This is a genomic window from Mycolicibacterium iranicum (assembly GCF_002101705.1).
Classification (GTDB): domain Bacteria; phylum Actinomycetota; class Actinomycetes; order Mycobacteriales; family Mycobacteriaceae; genus Mycobacterium; species Mycobacterium iranicum.
In genome coordinates, this window is the sequence record NZ_LQPC01000054.1 from 1 (window position 1) to 19023 (window position 19023).

Consider the following 19023-nt stretch of genomic DNA (forward strand, 5'->3'; position numbering starts at 1 on the left):
GGGAATTACGTGACGGCGGGTGAGGAATTACGTGACGGACAACCCCTCATACCTGGGGAATTACGTGACTGCTGACAGAAGCTCGGCCACCGCGTCGCAGTCATCGCGCGGGGTAACGAAAAGGCTTCTCTGGCAACTACTCTCGGGGCCGACCACTATATCGACGGTGCGGCCGAAGACCCGGCGGCCGCGCTGAACGCCCTCGGTGGAGCGGCAGCTGTCATCGCCACCGCTGCCAGCGGCTCGTCGATGACTCCGTTGCTGGCAGGACTGCGGCCCCGCGGCAAGCTCGTGGTGGTCGGTGCCGCGCCCGATCCGATCGCGGTGGGTACCTCGGATCTGATCTTCGGCGGCCGCAGCATCGTGGGGAGCCTGACGGGGTCACCGATCGAAAACGAGGACAACCTCAACTTCAGTCTCGCGGCGGGCATCACGCCGATGGTCGAGACCATGCCATTCGTCGAGGCTCCGAAAGCCTACGAACGAATGATGTCCGGCAAAGCGAGGTTCCGGATCGTCCTCGACATCGCCGCTACTTCTGCATAGAAGCGATGTAGTACGTCTCGTCGCCTGTCGGATAACCCCCACCGTCGGTCGCGATGTGCACATGGTCGAAATGGTTCAAGGTTTCCGAACCGTAGTCGGCGGTCCAGCTGGGTGCGCCGATGCCGGGATAAAAACCCTGCCGCCAGATCACGTGGATGACACCCATTCGTTCCGCGTTGGCCAGTGCATACCCGGCGATCTGGTTGCCGAGCGCAATGCCTTCCTCGCTGTTGTGATCGGGAATCATCACGTCGATGGCCAACCCGTTGGGATGCCACTTCAACGGATCTTGCCGGTAGCCGCCGATCGTCTTGATCTCCGGGAACATCGCACTGATCGCGCGCGCGACCCAGATGGTGTGGACCTGCAGTCCGCCCTCCGGGGTGATGCCCTTGGGCAGCGCGAAATCGAACACCCGGGCATCCACGGCAGGCGCGGTTGCTGCAAGCAGCTCCGCTTCGGTCGGCACGGGCGTTGGAGGCGGGTCTGCGTTGAATGCGGGCATTTCCGCGACGGGTGACGCGGGCTGAGGCGGGGCAACAGGCTGAGTCTGTTGGGCGTAGACCATCGCACCGGAGATGACGAGGGAGGCGCCGACCGCCATCCACCGCCCTCTGCCGTTGGCTAACAGGTTCCTGCCCACGCAGAGCACCTTAACGGCCGTGCGGTGCCGCAGTTGGCAATTGGCGCCAACGCGTCGCGCCGTGGCCGGATATCAGGTCAGTGCGGGGGAGTTGATCGTGATCTCGGAGATTTCCGCCCGGTGGTCGCTCAGCGCGGTGATCCACACAATCACCGTGGAGGTCTTGTCCGCGGCGCGCAGCGCGATGCGATTGGCGCCGGGCTGCAACGGCGTCGGTGCAGTCAATTCTGTCGTCTCCGACAGCGCCCGTGGAGCATCGTTCGGTGCGGTGCGGATCTGCACGACCGTGCCCGCAGTCTTGGCCTCGATGGCCACGGTGCCGACTCTGGACGGCTCCGGAAGTGTGAGAACCAGACCAAGGCCCTGCTTGAACACCGGGAACGGATTCGCGTCGTAGTAGCGGTCCGTCGCCCAGGACGTCGCGATATCGCCGTCGATGACATTGCCCGCGTTCTCCGGATTGTCGGGCCGCCCCTCGGGGGAGAACACGGTGGCGCGCACCGGAGTAACGGCGGGGTCGACCGCTCCCTGCTTGAGAACCTTCGGAGGACTGGCGGGGTTCGCGGGCCCGGTGGCTTTGTCCTGCCCCGGTGTCAGACCCAACTGGTTCGCGTCCAATGCGACGACATCGTCGTGGGCGTCGAGCACCTGGTTGACTGTCGAGCCGAGTCCGGTGACCGCCACGAGGATGACGGCGGCGGCGACCGCGATCATCGTGAACGTCAGGTGCCGCCGCGCTTGCTTGGCCTGTGCGGCGGTGTCGCGGGCGTGGAACACCGCATAGGAACCAGAGGGACGGGCAGGCTGCGGGTTGGGCCGAATGTGTGGCCGACCGCTCGGCACCACCTGTTTGAGCAACGCCAACAGGACAGACGTGTCGGCCACCCCGGAATCGGGACGCAGCAGACCCGCTGCGGCAGTCGAGATCAGGAACGGGATGCCGGGTTTGATGGCCGCGGGCTCGCGTGGCCAGCCGGCTTCCTCGAGGTCGGCAGGAACCCATCCGTCCGGCATGTGGCGCTGGGGAGGCCAACGGTCGACGAGCAGCGCATAGAAGACACCGCCGATGCCGCGGAGGTCGTCGGCGGTCGTCGCACCCGGCAGCGGGGCGGGGAATGCGAGGACAGCGCGACCGTCGGAACTGATCCTGACCCGGTCTGGATGGTCGACGCCGAGGACGAGGCCGGCCCGGTGCGCCGCATCGGCGGTGACGACCAGTGATTTGAGGGCGGCTGCGGTTGCGGTTGCCGTCGGTTCCGTGTCGCTGACCTCACGCAGTGTCCCGCCGGGCACCCACTCCGTGATCACCACGCCGATGTCGTCGATCTTGAAACCGTCGACAATCCTTGCGAGCCCGGACATTTGGAGTGCGCCCAGCCGGGCGGTGCGCTCGAGGATCTCGTCGACCTGGTGCCGTCCCAAGCCGTCGCCCGGCAGGAGCAGGGTTAGCGCCACCGGACGAGATGTCGAGGTGTCGACTCCGCGCCAGAACTGCAACGGTCCAGCGGCGCCTTCTTTGCGCACCAGTCGCCATCTCGGCGCCAGGCGCGCGGCAAGAACCGCGGTGTCGCCCCCGGGGGGCTCGGTGTTCGTCATCGCCGGACCTCAGTTCGCCGTGCCGCCGGAATCGAACGAATGGTTGCCCGGAGGCAGCCCGGTCAAACCCGGTTTGGGCGTGTCGCGCCGTGGGAATTCGCACAGCCTGTTTCGAGGGGGTGCAGGCATGGACAACAACGCCGCAAACGGTACGCAGGGTCTCGGCACGAGCCTGAAGCCCAGGCACATCACGATGATCTCGATCGCCGGGATCATCGGGGCGGGACTGTTCGTCGGCTCTGCCAACGCCATCGAAGAGGCCGGGCCGGCAGTGATTCTGGCCTATCTCATGGCCGGCACCCTGGTGGTCCTGGTGATGCGAATGCTGGGGGAGATGGCAGTCGCCAACCCGGACACCGGGTCGTTCTCCGTCTACGCCGACCGCGCGCTCGGCGGGTGGGCAGGCTTCTCCATCGGGTGGTTGTACTGGTGGTTCTGGGTGCTCGTCATCCCGGTGGAGGCCACCGCGGCCGCGGCGATCCTGAGCGACCTCATCGGAGGTGCGCAGTGGGTGTGGGCGCTCGCGGTCACACTTCTGCTGACCATCACCAACCTGGTCAGCGTCGGCAACTACGGGGAGTTCGAATTCTGGTTCGCGCTCATCAAAGTCGTCGCCATCATCGCGTTCATCGGCATCGGCGTTGCGGCGATCTTCGGGCTGATTCCCGACTCCGAGGTGAGCGGCATTCAGAACCTGTGGCAGCCGGACGGCTTCATGCCCAACGGTTTCGGGGCGGTCATCGCCGCCATGCTCCTGACAATGTTCTCGTTCATGGGCACCGAGATCGTCACCATCGCCGCTGCCGAGTCGCCCAATCCGGCGTCGGGCATCTCCCGCGCGGTGAACTCGGTGATCTGGCGGATCTCGCTCTTCTACGTCGGGTCGATCTTCGTGATCGTCGCGCTAATGCCCTACGACCAGCTCGCCGACGGCTCTTACCAGTCCACCCTGGAGGCGATCGGCATCCCTGGTTCGAAGCTGATCATGGACCTGGTCATCCTTACCGCGGTGGCCTCGTGCCTGAACTCGGCGCTCTATACCGCGTCGCGGATGCTGTTCTCACTGGCTGAGAGGCGCGACGCACCCCAGGCCGTCAGAAAGCTCACCGGCAACGGAGTGCCGTGGGTCGCGGTGCTGGCGTCGATGGTCGTCGGCTTCCTGGCGGTGATCGGCAATTATCTGTTGCCGGAGAAGATCTTCGGCTATCTGCTGGCGACCAGCGGCGCGGTCGCGTTGTTCGTCTACCTCGTCATCGCGGCCAGCCAGTTCGTGCTCGGACGGACGATGCGGTCCTCGGGGGAGAGGCCTGCGGTGCGCATGTGGCTGTTCCCTTATCTCACGGTCGCCGTGATCGCGCTGATCGTCGTGGTGCTGGTCCTGATGGCGTTCGATCCCGACCAGCAGCAGGCCATCGCACTCTCGGTGGTGTCCGCCGTGTTCATCGTGACCGCGGGGATCGTGGTGAACCGAAGGCACGCCAAACGCGACGACGACGTCGTGTCGCCGTCACGAGTCGGAGGTTGACTGTCAGGGGACCTTGGCGACGGTCAGCAACAGCGCGGAGTCGGCGAGCGCGAGCAGTGAGTGCCGGGTGTCTGGCAACAGCAGCAGGTCACCGGTGCGGGCATCCCACTCCTGGTTACCTGCGATCAACCGGACCGACCCCTTGAGCACGTAGAGCGTGGCCTCGCCCGGATTTTCATGCTCGCCCATCTCGGAGCCCGAGAGCATTCCGATCACTGTCTGGCGCAACACCTTCTCGTGGCCACCCACCACGGTGTCGGCCGCGTTGCGACCGTTCGTGGCCGCTTGCGACAACTGCTGACGAGCCAGCGCTTCGATCGACACCTTCTGCATGGTTGCCATTGGATGCCTGATGTCGCCGCACCGCAAGCCCCGCGCATCGGCGTCAGAAAGTCTCGACCTTCTGGATGCTCACCACCGCGCCGTGACCCGTCGCGTCATTGGTGAAACGCATCCCCGACGGCGTCGGCGCGATCGTCCAGCCGAGCGCGCGGTAGGTCTTGCTTCCCAGCGTCGTAGGTGCCGCAGCGCCGAGATTGCCATCCACCCAGGAACCCGTGCCGTCGGCGTTGATCCTCACCCCGTGGTAGGGCCCGCTGCCGTCGACGTGCTGCGCCCAGTTCATCCCGTCGGTCTGACAGCCCACATACGTCGTGTCGACGATGCACTGGGTGTCGCCCCCGGCGGTCTGGACGACGACGTAGCCGTACTGGTTGGGTGGCAACGCTGCGATGTCGGCGGTCTCGGAGGCAGCAGGCAACGCGGTGGTGGGCAGCGCCTCAAGAGGCGACTGGTAGGACGCCAACGTGAAGCCGTACTGCTTCAGCGGCTCAAGATCCTCGGCCTCCCCGGACGGCGTCCAGATGGCCAGCGGCTTCCCTTCGACCACGGCCTGCGCCACGTACGTGGACGGCTGCCACGACAGCACCGACTTCATCGACGGCTCGGACTCGAAGTGGTCGAAGTTGACGACGCCGTCGCCGTCCTGCGGCACGCACGTGCTGCCCTCGACGGTGTGGCGGGTACCGGACGCCGTTGCGACGTCGTCGCGACAGATGGCGGCCCGCCACTCGCCGAGTGAACCGGTGATCGAGGGGGAGGGTGCGTCTGCGTTTGCCGAACCGTCGTGAGCGGGAGCCGATGAGCAACCCGCGACGGCGAGAGCGACCCACGCGGCCGCTGCGCCGCACCGTAGCGGGCCTGACCAACCAGACCGAGTCCTGTGAATCATGCCGTTCCTCTTTCCGCGGAGACGCCAAACGTTGCTCGTCGGCGGAATCTAACGGCCGAATTTTCGTTGCCGTCACCGACTCGCCGGGGAGTGTGGGAACCGTGACCTCAGCGTGTCCGGGGAGCGTGCTGACTGGCCGAGCCCAGCAGCCGGGCACTTCGGTACGCTGCGCCTGAAGGGTGCGTAGCTCCACAAGAGCGACAGCGCCGTACTACCGAAACGAGCCGGGAGACCACACATGAGCGCCGAGCAGCCGTCCATCATCTACACGCTGACCGATGAGGCGCCGCTGCTTGCGACTTATGCCTTCCTTCCCGTCGTGCGCACGTTCGCCTCCGCTGCCGGAATCGACGTGAAATCCAGCGACATCTCGGTCGCGGCGCGCATTCTGGCGGAGTTCAGCGATCGGCTCACCGACGAGCAGAAGGTGCCGGACAACCTGTCCGAGCTCGGCGAACTGACGCAGCTGCCTGAGACCAACATCATCAAGCTGCCGAACATCAGCGCCTCGGTGCCCCAATTGCTCGCTGCCATCAAGGAACTCAAAGCCAAGGGCTACGACCTGCCCGACTACCCGGGCGACCCGAAGAGCGACGAAGAAAAGGCCATCAAGGAAAAGTACGCGAAGGTGCTCGGCAGCGCGGTGAACCCTGTTCTGCGCCAGGGGAATTCCGATCGCCGCGCCCCCAAGGCCGTCAAGGAGTACGCCCGCAAGCACCCGCACAGCATGGGGGAGTGGTCACAGGCGTCGCGCACCCACGTCGCGACGATGAAGAGCGGTGACTTCTACCACGGAGAGAAGTCGATGACCATCGACTCCGATCGCAAGGTCAAGATGGTCCTCACCACCAAGAGCGGCGAGACCGTCGTCCTCAAGAAAGAGGTGGCGCTCGACGCGGGCGACGTCATCGACAGCATGTTCATGAGCAAGAAGGCCCTCTGCGACTTCTACGAGGAGCAGATCGAGGACGCCTACAAGACCGGCGTGATGTTCTCGCTGCACGTCAAGGCGACGATGATGAAGGTCTCGCACCCCATCGTGTTCGGGCATGCGGTCAAGGTGTTCTACAAGGACGCGTTCGCCAAGCACCAGAAGCTCTTCGACGAGCTCGGCGTCAACGTCAACAACGGCATGTCCGATCTGTACGACAAGATCGAGACGCTGCCCGCCTCTCAGCGCGAGGAGATCATCCGCGACATCCACGCCTGCCACGAACACCGCCCCGAACTGGCGATGGTGGATTCAGCGCGCGGCATCACCAACTTCCATTCGCCCAGCGACGTGATCGTCGATGCGTCGATGCCCGCGATGATCCGGCTCGGCGGCAAGATGTACGGCGCCGATGGCCGCACCAAGGACACCAAGGCGGTCAACCCCGAGTCGACGTTCTCCCGCATCTACCAGGAGATCATCAACTTCTGTAAGACCCACGGCCAGTTCGATCCCACCACGATGGGCACCGTCCCCAACGTCGGCCTGATGGCGCAGAAGGCCGAGGAGTATGGCTCCCACGACAAGACCTTCGAGATCCCGGAGGACGGGGTCGCCGACATCGTCGACATCGACACCGGCGAGGTGCTGCTGAGCCAGAACGTCGAGACCGGAGACATCTGGCGCATGCCGATCGTCAAGGACGCCGCGATCCGCGACTGGGTGAAGCTGGCCGTCAACCGCGCACGGCAGTCCGGCATGACGACGGTCTTCTGGCTCGACGACGAGCGCCCGCACGAGAACGAACTCCGCAAGAAGGTGAAGGCCTACCTCAAGGAGGAGGACACCGAGGGCCTCGAGATCACGATCCTGCCGCAGGTGTGGGCGATGCGGTACACGCTCGAACGTGTCATCCGCGGCCAGGACACGATCGCCGTCACAGGCAACATCCTGCGCGACTACCTCACCGACCTGTTCCCGATCCTGGAACTGGGCACCAGCGCCAAGATGTTGTCGATCGTCCCGCTCATGGCCGGCGGTGGCATGTACGAGACCGGCGCCGGCGGTTCGGCACCCAAGCACGTCAGCCAGCTTCTCGAAGAGAACCACCTGCGCTGGGATTCGCTCGGTGAGTTTCTCGCCCTCGGGGCGTCGTTCGAGGACATGGGCGCCAAGTCGGGCAACGAGAAGGCCACGCTGCTGGGCAAGACACTGGATTCTGCGATCGGCACGCTGCTCGACGAGAACAAGAGCCCGTCGCGCAAGGCCGGAGAACTCGACAACCGCGGCAGCCAGTTCTACCTGGCGCTCTACTGGGCTCAGGAACTCGCGAAACAAACCGAGGACAAGGAGCTGGCCGAACACTTCGCGCCGCTGGCCGACACGCTGGCGGAAAACGAGTCGACCATCCTGTCTGAGCTCAACGCGGTGCAGGGTAAGCCCGTGGACATCGGCGGCTACTACTACCCGGACCCGGAGAAGACGACGGCGGTGATGCGCCCCAGCACGACGTTCAACGAGGCGCTGCAGGCCGCCGCCGGCTAGGTGCCGGCGCCGGCTATCAGCCAGCTACCACGCAGTATTCGCCGCTTGGGTAAATACTCTTTTCGCCGTAGAGCCACAATTTAAAGCTGACACACGCGTAACATCTGCCGCAGGCGTGCCGATTACAAGCCAACACCGGCACTCGTCTAGGGGTAGTTATGCGCGTGGTATTGGGTTTGTCCTTGACCGCCAACAGCGCCGTCTGGGTGCTTGTCGATACGTATGACGGCAGCATCCTTGCCGACGAGGTCGTGCCGCTGGAGTCGGTCAACGAGATAGCCAGGGCGGCGGCACGCAGCGTGCAGGCCTTCGCCCTGCAAAGCGAACGCGACATCGACGGTGTTCGGTTGGTCTGGGACGACGAGGCGCGTGCGCACGGCATCCGCTTGAGGACCAAGATGCGCCTGTTCGGCTTCGACACCGTCGAGACGGTCTCCGAGGAGGCCGCGCGAGAGGGACGCAACCGGACCGCTCGCCACATCGCGCCGCACATGGTGCTCGCCTACGGTGCAGCGCGGGCAGACCTCGACACCGATGCCGAAAAGGGCGTGCTCGGCCGCTTGGTCGCGCGGGTGCCCGGCGTGCATCCCGGCGATCGAGGCGGCGGTATGCCGACCGGCGGTGGCCGCATGGCCGGCCTCCGAGAGGTCGGCAGTGAGGCCGCGCTTCGACTTTCCGACCGTTTCCGGCACGTCAGTTCGACGCTGTCGCGACCGGTACCCGCGGCGGCGGCAGGGATCACCTTCCTGGCTGCGGTGTCCGGCCTCGTTGGGTGGGCGCTGTTCGGTGGCACGTCGCCCTCCCACGAGACACCTGACACAGCCGCGGCCGCTGTTGTCGTTCCCGCGCCTGCCGCGCCCGCGCTTCCCGCCTTGCCGCCGGCACCGCAGGGCGTCGCCGCACCCGTGCCCGCGCCGGAAGCAGTCGTCGAGGAGCTCACCTCCCCTGAGGCGCTGCCTGAGGCGGAGCAGATGCCGGAATACGCCAACGCCGTGCCCCAGACCCTGGAAACCGTCGCCGAATCCCAGCTCGCGACCGCTCCAGAAGTCGTGGTGCCCGAGGTGCCCGCGGCGCTGGCCGCGGAGGCTCCGGTCACCACAGCCGTTGCGGGTGGCGGTTCGACTGCACCCGGGCAGGTCTCGGCTCCCAACGGCGAACCGCACCTGACCGGTGTCGGCCCGCTCGCCGGGCCGCCCGCTCAAGCAGTGACGGCTCCGATCGCCCAGGCGACGCCCGCCACCGTGCCCTCGACGCCCGCTCCGCCGCCGCCCGCCGGTCCGTTGGGCGCCTTCCTCAGCGCGCTCCCGTAAGCGCGGTAGTTCTACTCATGCCGGGTCGTCCACGGCCCGGCATGCTTGGCACATGACCCAGCCAACGCGAGACCGTGCCGTCGACGTCGCCCGTATCGCTGCGTTGATCGTGGTGATGTTCGGACATTGCGCGCTGCTGCTCGCCACCATCGACGGCGGTGGTCTGCGGATCGCCAACCTGATCGGTGAGGTCCCCTCCGTCGCGCCCCTGACCTGGATCGTCCAGGTGATGCCGCTGTTCTTCTTAGCGGGCGGGGCGGCGGGCGCCTATAGCTACCGTCCCGGAACACCTTGGGGCACATGGTTGTTCAGCAGAGCGCAGCGGCTGTTCCGACCGGTCTTCTGGTATCTGGCGGCGTGGTCGGTGGGCTTGCTCGCCACCCGGCTGATCCTCGGGCCCGACTCCGCGGCCGGTCTCGGCGGGGAGAGCGTGGCACTGCTGTGGTTCCTCGGGGTCTACGTCGTCACGCTGGCCTTCGTGCCGGCGCTGGTGCGGCTGCGCAGCGGCCGCGACGTGGCGCTCGTCCTGACCGGACTCCTCGCCGCAGCGGCGGCCATGGATGCCGTGCGCTTCACCACCGGCGCTCCGGAGTCCGCCGTGGCGAACTTCGTGATCGTGTGGCTGATTCCGGTTGCGATCGGGGCGGCCTACGCACGTCGTCTTCTCGCTACGCGCGTCGCGGCGGGCGTGGGCGTCGTCGCGTTCGGTGCTGCACTGGCGCTGGTCACCTTCGGGCCCTACGAGGTGTCGCTGGTGGTGACAGGTGCCGAGCGTGTCTCGAATGTCGCACCGCCCACGTTGCTGCTGGCGATGCACTGCGTCTGGATGTCCTGCGCGTTCGTGGTGTCAGCGGGTGCGATCCGCCGCTGGGCTCAGCGTCCGAGGGTGTGGCGGGTGGTGGCGGCGGGCAACGCCGGGGCGATGACGCTCTACCTCTGGCACATCGTCGCCATCGCAATCGCCGCATTCAGCCTGCACGCCGTCGGCCTCGACGCCTACGACGTCGAGGCGCCGGGCTTCTGGGGTCTGCTGGCGCTGCGCGCCCCCGTCTTTGCAGTCGTCATGCTGGTGTTGTTCAAGCTGCTCTCTGTCCTGGAGCGGCGTCCGCTGCCGTGGTGGGACGCGGCGGTCACCGCCACCGGTGCGCGGGCGAACGCCGCGGGCATTCTCACCTGCGCGGCGGGAGTCGTTCTGGTGGTGATGGCCAAGTTCGGACTGGGCGACACGGTGGGGTGGGCGGCGCTGGGAGGTTTTCTCATCGCGGCCGCGGCGGCTCGGTTGTGTGCTGCGGCGCCGTTGCGAATCAGTGTCCCGGCGGCGCGGACAGAAGCCGGTTCGCCCCGGCTCTGAGCGAGGAACGGGACCAGCTGTACCTGGACGCGGTTTGGGGAGACGATCGAATCCGAGCCACCCCTCGCACATGGGCGAAAGGCGACTTTCGCTTTTCGGACCAACAGCCCGATAGCGAACGAAATGCCAGTTTCACGCATTGGTTGCGCCGATTTCTTGATCCTGTCCAGATTGCAGGCCAGTATCGGAACGATGGCCGACGTTGACGACTACTCGGGCGTGCTGCGTTCGGCGGCACTGCGGGTGACGCGACCGCGGATCGCAGTACTGCACGCCGTCGGGCAAAACCCCCACGCAGACACCGAGGTGATCATCGGCGCTGCCCGGGAACAGTTGCCCGACATCTCCAGGCAGACGGTGTACGACGCGCTGAATGCCCTCACCGCAACGGGTTTGGTGCGCCGCATCCAGCCCGCCGGCTCACTGGCACGGTACGAGACGCGGGTCGGAGACAACCATCACCACATCGTGTGCCGGTCTTGCGGGGTCATCGCCGATGTCGACTGCGCTGTCGGCGAAGCGCCCTGCCTGACGGCATCCGACGACCTCGGCTTCGAGGTCGACGAGGCAGAGGTCATCTACTGGGGCCTGTGTCCGAATTGCTCTACAGCCCAACCATCCACCCGCAGTGCGCACGAATGAAGGGAAAAACACGTGTCGTCCGATACTTCTGATGCCCGCCCGCCCCACTCCGACTCCCAGACGCACAGCCACAGCGAGTCCGAGAACCCGGCAATCGATTCACCGAAGCCGAAAGCGCATGCGCCACTGACCAATCAGGACTGGTGGCCCGAGCAGGTCGACGTGTCAGTGCTGCACAAGCAGTCGGAGAAGGCCAACCCGCTCGGCGCCGACTTCGACTATGCGGCCGAGTTCGCGAAGATCGACGTCGACGCGCTCAAGGCCGATGTGCTCTCGGTGATCACCACGTCGCAGGACTGGTGGCCGGCCGACTACGGTAGCTACGCGGGCCTGTTCATCCGGATGAGCTGGCACGCCGCTGGTACCTACCGCATCTTCGACGGCCGCGGCGGAGGTGGCCAGGGTGCGCAGCGGTTCGCCCCGCTGAACAGCTGGCCCGACAATGCCAACCTGGACAAGGCGCGGCGTCTGCTGTGGCCGGTCAAGCAGAAGTACGGCAACAAGCTGTCGTGGGCGGATCTGCTCGTGTTCGCCGGAAACGTAGCGCTGGAGTCGGCCGACTTCGAAACGTTCGGCTTCGGTTTCGGACGTGAGGACATCTGGGAGCCCGAGGAGATCCTCTACGGCCAGGAGGACACCTGGCTGGGCACCGACAAGCGGTACGGCGGCACCAAGGACAGCGACAGCCGCGAGCTGGCGCAGCCGTTCGGCGCCACCACGATGGGCTTGATCTATGTCAATCCCGAAGGGCCGGAGGGGAAGCCGGATCCGCTTGCCGCCGCCCACGACATCCGGGAGACGTTCGGCCGGATGGCGATGAACGACGAGGAGACCGCCGCGCTCATCGTCGGTGGCCACACGCTGGGTAAAACCCACGGCGCCGGTGACGGTGATCTCGTCGGCCCCGAACCGGAAGGCGCGCCGATCGAGCAGCAGGGCCTGGGCTGGAAGTGCGCCTTCGCCTCCGGCAAGGCCGGCGACGCGATCACCAGCGGTCTCGAGGTGGTCTGGACCGATAAGCCCACCAAGTGGAGCAACCGTTATCTGGAGATCCTGTACGGGTACGAGTGGGAGCTGACCAAGAGCCCCGGTGGCGCTTGGCAATTCGAGGCCAAGGACGCCGAGGCGATCATCCCGGATCCGTTCGACGCGACGAAGAAGCGCAAGCCGACGATGCTCGTCACCGACGTGTCGATGCGGGTGGATCCGATCTACGGCGAAATCACCCGGCGTTGGCTGGACCACCCCGAAGAGCTCAACGATGCGTTCGCGCGGGCCTGGTACAAGCTGCTGCACCGCGACATGGGACCCGTCAGCCGCTACCTCGGACCGTGGGTGCCAGAACCCCAGCTCTGGCAGGATCCGGTGCCGGCGGTCGACCACACCCTGATTGACGAATCCGACATCGCGGCCTTGAAGGCCACGGTCCTGCAGTCGGAGTTGTCGGTGCCGCAACTGGTCAAGACGGCCTGGGCGTCGGCATCGAGCTTCCGCGGCACCGACAAGCGCGGCGGCGCCAACGGCGCGCGGTTGCGCCTTGAGCCGCAACGTAACTGGGAGGCCAACGAACCCTCCGAATTGGACAAGGTGCTGCCCGTCCTGGAGAGGATCCAGCAGGATTTCAACGGGAGTGCGACGGGCGGCAAAAAGGTCTCACTGGCTGACCTGATCGTGCTGGCCGGGTCCGCGGCGATCGAAAAAGCCGCGAAGGCTGCCGGATACGAGATCAACGTGCACTTCGCACCAGGGCGCACCGACGCCTCGCAGCAGGACACCGATGTGGATTCCTTTGCGGTGCTGGAGCCACAGGCCGACGGGTTCCGCAACTACGTGCGCCCCGGTGAGAAGGGGCAGATCGAGAAGTTGCTCGTCGACAAGGCGTACTTCCTCGACCTCACCGCGCCTGAGATGACAGCTCTGATCGGGGGCCTGCGGGTGATCGGCGCCAACCACGGCGGCACCAAGCACGGTGTCTTCACCCAGACGCCGGGCGCGTTGACGAACGACTTCTTCGTCAACCTGCTGGATATGGGGACGCAGTGGAAGTCGTCGGAAACGGCGGAGAACGTCTACGAAGGCCGTGACCGGGCGAGCGGTGAGGTGAAGTGGACTGCCACGCCCAACGACCTTGTCTTTGGCTCCAATTCGGTGTTGCGGGCCCTCGCCGAGGTGTACGCGCAGGAAGACAACAAGGGCAGGTTCGTCGAGGACTTCGTCGCAGCGTGGGTGAAGGTGATGAACAACGATCGGTTCGACCTGCGCTGAGACCGACGGGTCAGAGCTGGTTCTCGGGTCCGAGCACCGCCCACACCGTCTTCCCGCCCGCCGTGGGGCTTTCCCAGCATCGGCTCAACGCCGAGACCATGGCCAGGCTGGAGGCGGTGTGGGCACCGGCCGCTGAATCCTCCTGCCGAGTGGCGATCACCGGGCCAGCGTCTGGTGTGGGCTCTCACCGTAAGTTTCGCGGTACAGCACCGCAAAGCGGCCGGTGTGGCCGAAGCCCCACCGCGACGCGGTGGCGCCCACAGTCGTCTCAGACCGATCTGCCATCAACAGTTCCTGGCGGGCAGCGGCCAACCGGAGCTCTCGTACGTAGGCCGTCGGCGTGGTGTCCAGGTAACGGCGAAAAAGGTACTGCACCGTGCGGGGAGTCGCGTACGCCTCGCGCGCCAGATCGGCCAACGAGATCCGTCGCGAGATGTCGGCCTCGATATAGGTCAGGGCGGCGCGCAGCGTCGCCGGCAGCGGATCGGTGCTGTCTGGCGTGGCGGCGTCGTTCCCGCTGCCGCACGCAAAGCCCGCGACTACCGCGTCCCGAAGTAGTCGCGCCAGAGAGTCCGACAGCGTTTCCGCCATAGCAGTGTCACCGTGGTTCATCAGCTCGGTGGCATAGGTGACGGTGCGTTCGACCAGCGCGGCTGCGTCCGGGGACCGCGGTCCAAGCAAGACGGGCGACGACGAGCCCCGCGGCAGCGCGCTGCGAAGATGCACGATCGTCAGCCGAGAGTCGACCGTCTGGAGCGACACCGGGCCCGATGCGGCTCGCAGAAGCCGCATCTCGCCGCGCGATGCGGCCCCCACCTCATCCTGCAACCGCACCACGAGGGTGCCGGCGTGAACCCAGATCAGGGTGTCGTACCCGATCTCGGCGATGGTCAGAGTCGCCTCGCCGGAGTGGTCCGTCTGGTCGACGTCAAAGCCGGTGGCCGAGTGCCGGACGTGCCGGTACCGGCCGAGGTTTTGCCCGCCGGTGCAATCCACGTGCGTGCCGTGACCATATACAGCCTGCAGCTGCTCGCGAATGCGACGGGGATCGTCATCGGAGAACTCGGACCGTGCGAGGGGAAGCGGCCTGTTGGGATTCGTCAACGGTTTCGGAGTGTTTACCGATGCACCCGGCCTCCGACGGCCACAGGTACAGCGGCGACCAGGGCGTTGCCGGAAGCCAGGATTGTCAAGTCCACCAGCACCTTTCGTCCAAACGACGCGAATGTGTCCGGCAGATGGTTTCACACACCCGCACGGCCGCACAGCCCGTTAAACGAAAAGTTGCTGGTACACCTGTCCGCAAAGCGAACATCTGCTGCTTGCGACCATCACGAAATATGCAGGTGGAGGCCGATTCACTTCGCTGCGTGCGATGTCAGCGCTTGCGCGACCGTCGAGCCGGTGCGGCTTTGGTGCGCACCGGAGCCACGGTCGACGACATCACGGACTCGGCGCGCGCCCATAGCCGGTGCAGTCCGAGCGCAGCCAGCAGTTCCTCGCCGAATGCCGACGAAACATCATCCGACACCAGGACACCCGGATCATCGAAGCTGATGTCCATGTTCGAAAGCGCCGTGCGGCCGTCACCCCAGGCGGCCAAAGGTTTGCAATGCCGCAGCATTTCGTGAAGCAGGACAACGGCCTTGATGTCAGCGCGTGCCAGCGCGCCCCCAGCCACGACCACCGCATCGAACTCGATCGAGCGCGCCGTGTCGAACGTGCGCTCGACGACGAGCGTGCGCCTACCCGACTTCAGACGGCCGCCGGCCGGCGCCACGACCATGGGCACGACGTCCGCTTTGTCGAGCGTCTTGGCGAGTTTCGCCACACCGGCCAGGTCGGAATCGTCGTCGGCGATGATCGCGACTTTGCGGCCCGCGACGGGCCCCGGAGTCGTCACCACCTGCGACAGCGACGGCGAGAGCGTGACCTCGGCAGGCGGTTGTCCCTGCGGCGCAGGGAGTCCCAGACCCGAGGCCACCTGGGCGCACAGGTCGGCATCCACATTGGCCAGCACCTCGAGCTGACGTTCCTTGATCGCCTGTTCGTAGCACTTGCCCAATTCGAACGTGAACGCCTCCGCGATGTGGTCCTGCTCGATCTTGGTCAGCGAGCGGTAGAACATCGCCGCTTGGGTGAAGTGGTCGTCGAACGACGCCGGTGCGACGCGACCCACCCGGCCCTCGACCGGTCGAGGCGTCTGAACGTATCCGCCCTCGTCCGTGTCGGCCACCAACGGCTCCCCACCGTCGATGCTGTTCGGGCGGTAGGGCGCCTGTCCTGTGTGAATGGCGGTTTGATGCATGCCGTCGCGCAGCATGTCATTGACCGGGCAACGGGGACGGTTGATCGGCAGCTGCGTGAAGTTCGGCCCGCCCAGGCGTGTCAATTGTGTGTCGAGGTAGGAGAACAGCCGCGCCTGCATCAGTGGATCGTTCGTGACCTCGATACCGGGGACGAGGTTGCCGGTATGGAAGGCAACCTGCTCGGTCTCGGCGAAGTAGTTGGTGGGGTTGCGGTCCAACGTGAGCTTGCCGATCAACTGAACAGGCACGAGTTCCTCGGGGACGATCTTCGTCGGGTCGAGCAAATCGATGCCCTCGTAGGTTTCGGTGCCGTCATCGGGCATCACCTGAATGCCCAGTTCGTATTCCAGCGGTGCGCCCGCCTCGATGCCGTCGGCCATGTCGCGCCGGTGATAATCCGGATCGAAACCGGCCGCCAATTGAGCCTCTTCCCACACCAGAGAATGAACGCCGGCAACAGGTTTCCAGTGGAATTTGACGAGACTCGTGTCACCCTTGGCATTCACGAGGCGGAACGTGTGAACCCCGAAGCCCTCCATGGTGCGGTAGGACCGTGGAATGCCTCGGTCGCTCATGTTCCAGAACACATGGTGAGTCGCTTCGGTGTGGAGCGACACGAAATCCCAGAAGGTGTCGTGCGCGGACTGCGCCTGCGGGATCTCGCGGTCCGGATGCGGCTTTCCCGCGTGGATGATGTCGGGGAACTTGATGCCGTCCTGGATGAAGAACACCGGGATGTTATTGCCCACCAGGTCGAAGACGCCCTCCTCGGTGTAGAACTTGACCGCGAAGCCACGAGTGTCGCGAACAGTGTCGGCCGAGCCGCGCGAGCCCAGCACTGTCGAGAATCGGCAGAAGACGTCGGTCTTTGTACCCTTTTTGCCCAGGAACGCTGCCCTGGTAACCGACGCCGTGTTGCCGTAAGCCTCGAAGAAGCCATGCGCCGCAGCGCCTCTGGCGTGCACCACGCGCTCGGGAATGCGTTCGTGATCGAAGTGAGTGATCTTCTCCCGTAGATGGAAGTCTTCCATCAGCGTGGGACCGCGCGAGCCTGCCTTGAGAGAGTGATCGGTGTCGGGCAACCGCACCCCTTGCGCGGTCGTCAGATAGCGGCCGGATTGGGCCCGCGGATCATCCTGTTCTGCAGTGCCTTTCGAGGCGCCGGTCGGGCTGACGGCGGCAGGGGCGGCTTGATCACGCTTACGCGAAGCAGGCATCTGTACCTCCACAAATGGTTGGACTGGGTGTTCCGGCCCTCGGCGCAATACCCGCCGATGTTGCGGCCAAACTCACCTAGTTTCGGGTGAAGAGTTCAGCGGCCTTGGTTTTGATCGTCTGGTAGACGAGATGGCGGGCGTTGGGATCGCCCTTGCCGACGGCCTGCGTCATGTTGAGCATCTGGTCGACTGTGACGTGCGGCGGGATCGGAGGAACTGCCGGATCGCAGCGTACGTCGAGCAACGTGGGACCCGGGACGCTCAGGGCCCAGTCCCACGCATCGCCCAGATCGGCTTCGCACTCGATGGTCATCGCATCGATGCCCATCGCGCGGGCCACCTCTGCATAGCTGACCGCGGGAAGGCTTTGTGAATCCGCGAATTTCGGCGCCCCGCCCATGGCGCGCAGCTCCCAGGTGACCTGGTTGAGATCGCCGTTTCCGAAGACGCAGATGATGAAGGGAAGTTCATCCCATTCCCGGCGGTAGCGGTTGATGGTGAGCAATTCGGCGAGACCGTTCATCTGCATGGCCCCGTCGCCGACGAAGGCGATGACGGGCCGGTCGGGATGGGCGAACTTTGCACCAAGGGCGTAGGGGACCGCACACCCCATCGTCGCGAGTGTGCCGGACACCGAGCCGCGCACACCGTCGGTGAACCTCACGCAGCGGGCGTACCACGTGGTCGACGACCCCGAGTCGGCGGTCACGATCGCATTGGCAGGCAACCTCTTCGACAGTTCCCACGCCACCCTCATCGGATTCACCGGCTGCGCGGAGGTGGTGCTCTGCTCCTCGATCACCGACCACCACCGCTGCACGTTCTTCTCGACAGTGTCGCGCCACGCGCTGTCGGCTTTGGGCCGCAGATGTGGCTGCAGCGCAGCCAGAGTCGCCCGGGCGTCGGCGACGATGTTGAGTTCGGTGGGATAGCGCATCCCGATCGAGGTTCCGTCGCTGTCGATCTGCACAGCGCGGGCCTGACCGAACTCAGGAAGAAACTGCGTGTAGGGAAAATTCGAGCCCACGATCAGCAGCGTGTCGCAGTCGCGCATCAGGTCGTAGCTCGGCCGCGTGCCGAGGAGCCCGATCGCGCCGGTGACGAATGGAAGATCGTCGGACAGGACGTCCTTGCCCAACAACGCTTTTGCGATTCCGGCGCCAGTCAGGCGGGCCACCTCGACAACCTCGTCCCGGGCACCCCTGGCACCCTGACCGATCAGGATGGCAACCCGTTCACCGTCGTTGAGGATCTCCGCGGCGCGTCGTACCTGGGCATCCGACGGTGTGATGATGCCGACGACATCGCCGGGATCGCTCGACGGAACATGCTTGAACTGGTGCTCGGGCGGCTCGTAGGTCTCCTCCTGCAGATCCGACGGCACGATGACCACGGTCGGGGCGCGGCGAGTTCTGGCGGTGCGGATCGCACGGTCCAGGACGGCAGGCAGTTGCGCGGAAGCGTTGACCTCGACGACATAGTCGCTGGCGACGTCGGCGAACAACGCCTGCAGGTCGACTTCCTGCTGATAGCTACCGCCCATGGCGGTGCGCGCAGTCTGGCCGATGATGGCCACCACGGGAACGTGGTCGAGCTTGGCGTCGTAGAGACCGTTGAGCAGATGAATGGCCCCGGGCCCCGAGGTGGCCATGCAAACACCGACCTCCCCGGAGAACTTCGCGTAGCCCACCGCGGCGAAGGCGGCCATCTCCTCGTGCCTGGTCTGGACGAATTTGGGGTCGTCGTCGGCGCGTCCCAGGGCCGAGATCAGCCCGTTGATTCCGTCGCCGGGGTAGCCGAAGATGTGGGTCACGTTCCATTGGCGGAGGCGATCGAGGATGAAATCGCCGACATCGGTGCTCATGCACGTGGCGGCTACCCCGGCCCGGCCCGCTCAAACTCGGTCTGCGCC

The 19023-nt window shown here is 65.7% G+C and carries 13 protein-coding genes and 2 pseudogenes; 7 read left to right on the top strand and 8 right to left on the bottom strand.

All coding sequences use genetic code 11. The annotated features are described in order from the left end of the window. Positions 1 to 93: 93 nt before the first annotated feature. Positions 94 to 546, top strand: a pseudogene (locus AWC12_RS26050) (zinc-binding dehydrogenase); the annotation flags it as partial. On the opposite strand, the gene AWC12_RS26055 reads toward AWC12_RS26050, so the two are convergent. Both AWC12_RS26055 and AWC12_RS26060 read right to left on the bottom strand, forming a co-directional pair. Continuing rightward, positions 533 to 1189 (bottom strand): VldE C-terminal domain-containing protein, encoded by a 657-nt coding sequence (locus AWC12_RS26055; RefSeq protein WP_024447826.1) that lies wholly within the window; start codon positions 1187 to 1189, stop codon positions 533 to 535. The pseudogene AWC12_RS26050 and the gene AWC12_RS26055 overlap by 14 nt on opposite strands. Positions 1190 to 1261: 72 nt before the next feature. After that, positions 1262 to 2785, bottom strand: a complete 1524-nt coding sequence (locus AWC12_RS26060; RefSeq protein WP_085177949.1) for a protein kinase family protein — start codon at positions 2783 to 2785, stop codon at positions 1262 to 1264. A 127-nt stretch (positions 2786 to 2912) separates the two neighbouring features. On the opposite strand from AWC12_RS26060, the gene AWC12_RS26065 reads away from it, so the two are divergent. Continuing rightward, the gene (locus AWC12_RS26065) at positions 2913 to 4310 is read left to right on the top strand and encodes an amino acid permease (protein WP_085178044.1); all 1398 of its coding nucleotides are present in this window, start codon (positions 2913 to 2915) and stop codon (positions 4308 to 4310) included. Positions 4311 to 4313: 3 nt separating this feature from the next. Here the strand turns inward: AWC12_RS26065 and AWC12_RS26070 are convergent, their stop codons facing one another. Together AWC12_RS26070 and AWC12_RS26075 are read right to left on the bottom strand one after the other, a co-directional pair. Then, positions 4314 to 4643: a cupin domain-containing protein gene (locus tag AWC12_RS26070; protein ID WP_085178045.1), complete on the bottom strand. Its 330-nt coding sequence runs from the start codon at positions 4641 to 4643 to the stop codon at positions 4314 to 4316. A 52-nt stretch (positions 4644 to 4695) separates the two neighbouring features. After that, positions 4696 to 5541 (bottom strand): hypothetical protein, encoded by an 846-nt coding sequence (locus tag AWC12_RS26075; protein WP_085177950.1) that lies wholly within the window; start codon positions 5539 to 5541, stop codon positions 4696 to 4698. 238 nt (positions 5542 to 5779) lie between these two features. Here AWC12_RS26075 and AWC12_RS26080 point away from each other — a divergent pair, with 238 nt between their 5' ends. The 5 genes from AWC12_RS26080 to katG all read left to right on the top strand — a co-directional run bounded on the left by AWC12_RS26080 (position 5780) and on the right by katG (position 13585). Then, positions 5780 to 8017, top strand: coding sequence for an NADP-dependent isocitrate dehydrogenase (locus tag AWC12_RS26080; protein WP_024447820.1), 2238 nt, complete (start codon positions 5780 to 5782; stop codon positions 8015 to 8017). A gap of 158 nt (positions 8018 to 8175) precedes the next feature. After that, entirely contained in the window at positions 8176 to 9327 is a 1152-nt protein-coding gene (locus tag AWC12_RS26085; protein ID WP_085177951.1) for a DUF7159 family protein, read from the top strand. 52 nt (positions 9328 to 9379) lie between these two features. Further along, the gene (locus AWC12_RS26090) at positions 9380 to 10678 is read left to right on the top strand and encodes an acyltransferase family protein (protein ID WP_024447818.1); all 1299 of its coding nucleotides are present in this window, start codon (positions 9380 to 9382) and stop codon (positions 10676 to 10678) included. 192 nt (positions 10679 to 10870) lie between these two features. Next, on the top strand, positions 10871 to 11320 hold the full coding sequence (locus AWC12_RS26095) for a Fur family transcriptional regulator (protein ID WP_024447817.1): 450 nt from the start codon (positions 10871 to 10873) through the stop codon (positions 11318 to 11320). 12 nt (positions 11321 to 11332) lie between these two features. Next, entirely contained in the window at positions 11333 to 13585 is a 2253-nt protein-coding gene (gene katG, locus AWC12_RS26100; RefSeq protein ID WP_085177952.1) for a catalase/peroxidase HPI, read from the top strand. A 10-nt stretch (positions 13586 to 13595) separates the two neighbouring features. Here the strand turns inward: katG and AWC12_RS26105 are convergent. The 4 genes and pseudogenes from AWC12_RS26105 to AWC12_RS26120 all read right to left on the bottom strand — a co-directional run. Beyond that, positions 13596 to 13697 (bottom strand): annotated as a pseudogene (locus AWC12_RS26105) (sulfate transporter); the annotation flags it as partial. Positions 13698 to 13741: 44 nt separating this feature from the next. Next, positions 13742 to 14689 carry a helix-turn-helix transcriptional regulator gene (locus tag AWC12_RS26110; protein ID WP_085177953.1) on the bottom strand — a complete coding sequence of 316 codons (948 nt, stop codon included), beginning with the start codon at positions 14687 to 14689 and terminating at the stop codon, positions 13742 to 13744. Between the two features lie 274 nt (positions 14690 to 14963). Continuing rightward, positions 14964 to 17111 carry a catalase gene (locus AWC12_RS26115; protein WP_085178046.1) on the bottom strand — a complete coding sequence of 716 codons (2148 nt, stop codon included), beginning with the start codon at positions 17109 to 17111 and terminating at the stop codon, positions 14964 to 14966. 76 nt (positions 17112 to 17187) lie between these two features. Further along, positions 17188 to 18975, bottom strand: a complete 1788-nt coding sequence (locus AWC12_RS26120) for a thiamine pyrophosphate-requiring protein (RefSeq protein WP_085177954.1) — start codon at positions 18973 to 18975, stop codon at positions 17188 to 17190. Between the last annotated feature and the right edge of the window lie 48 nt (positions 18976 to 19023).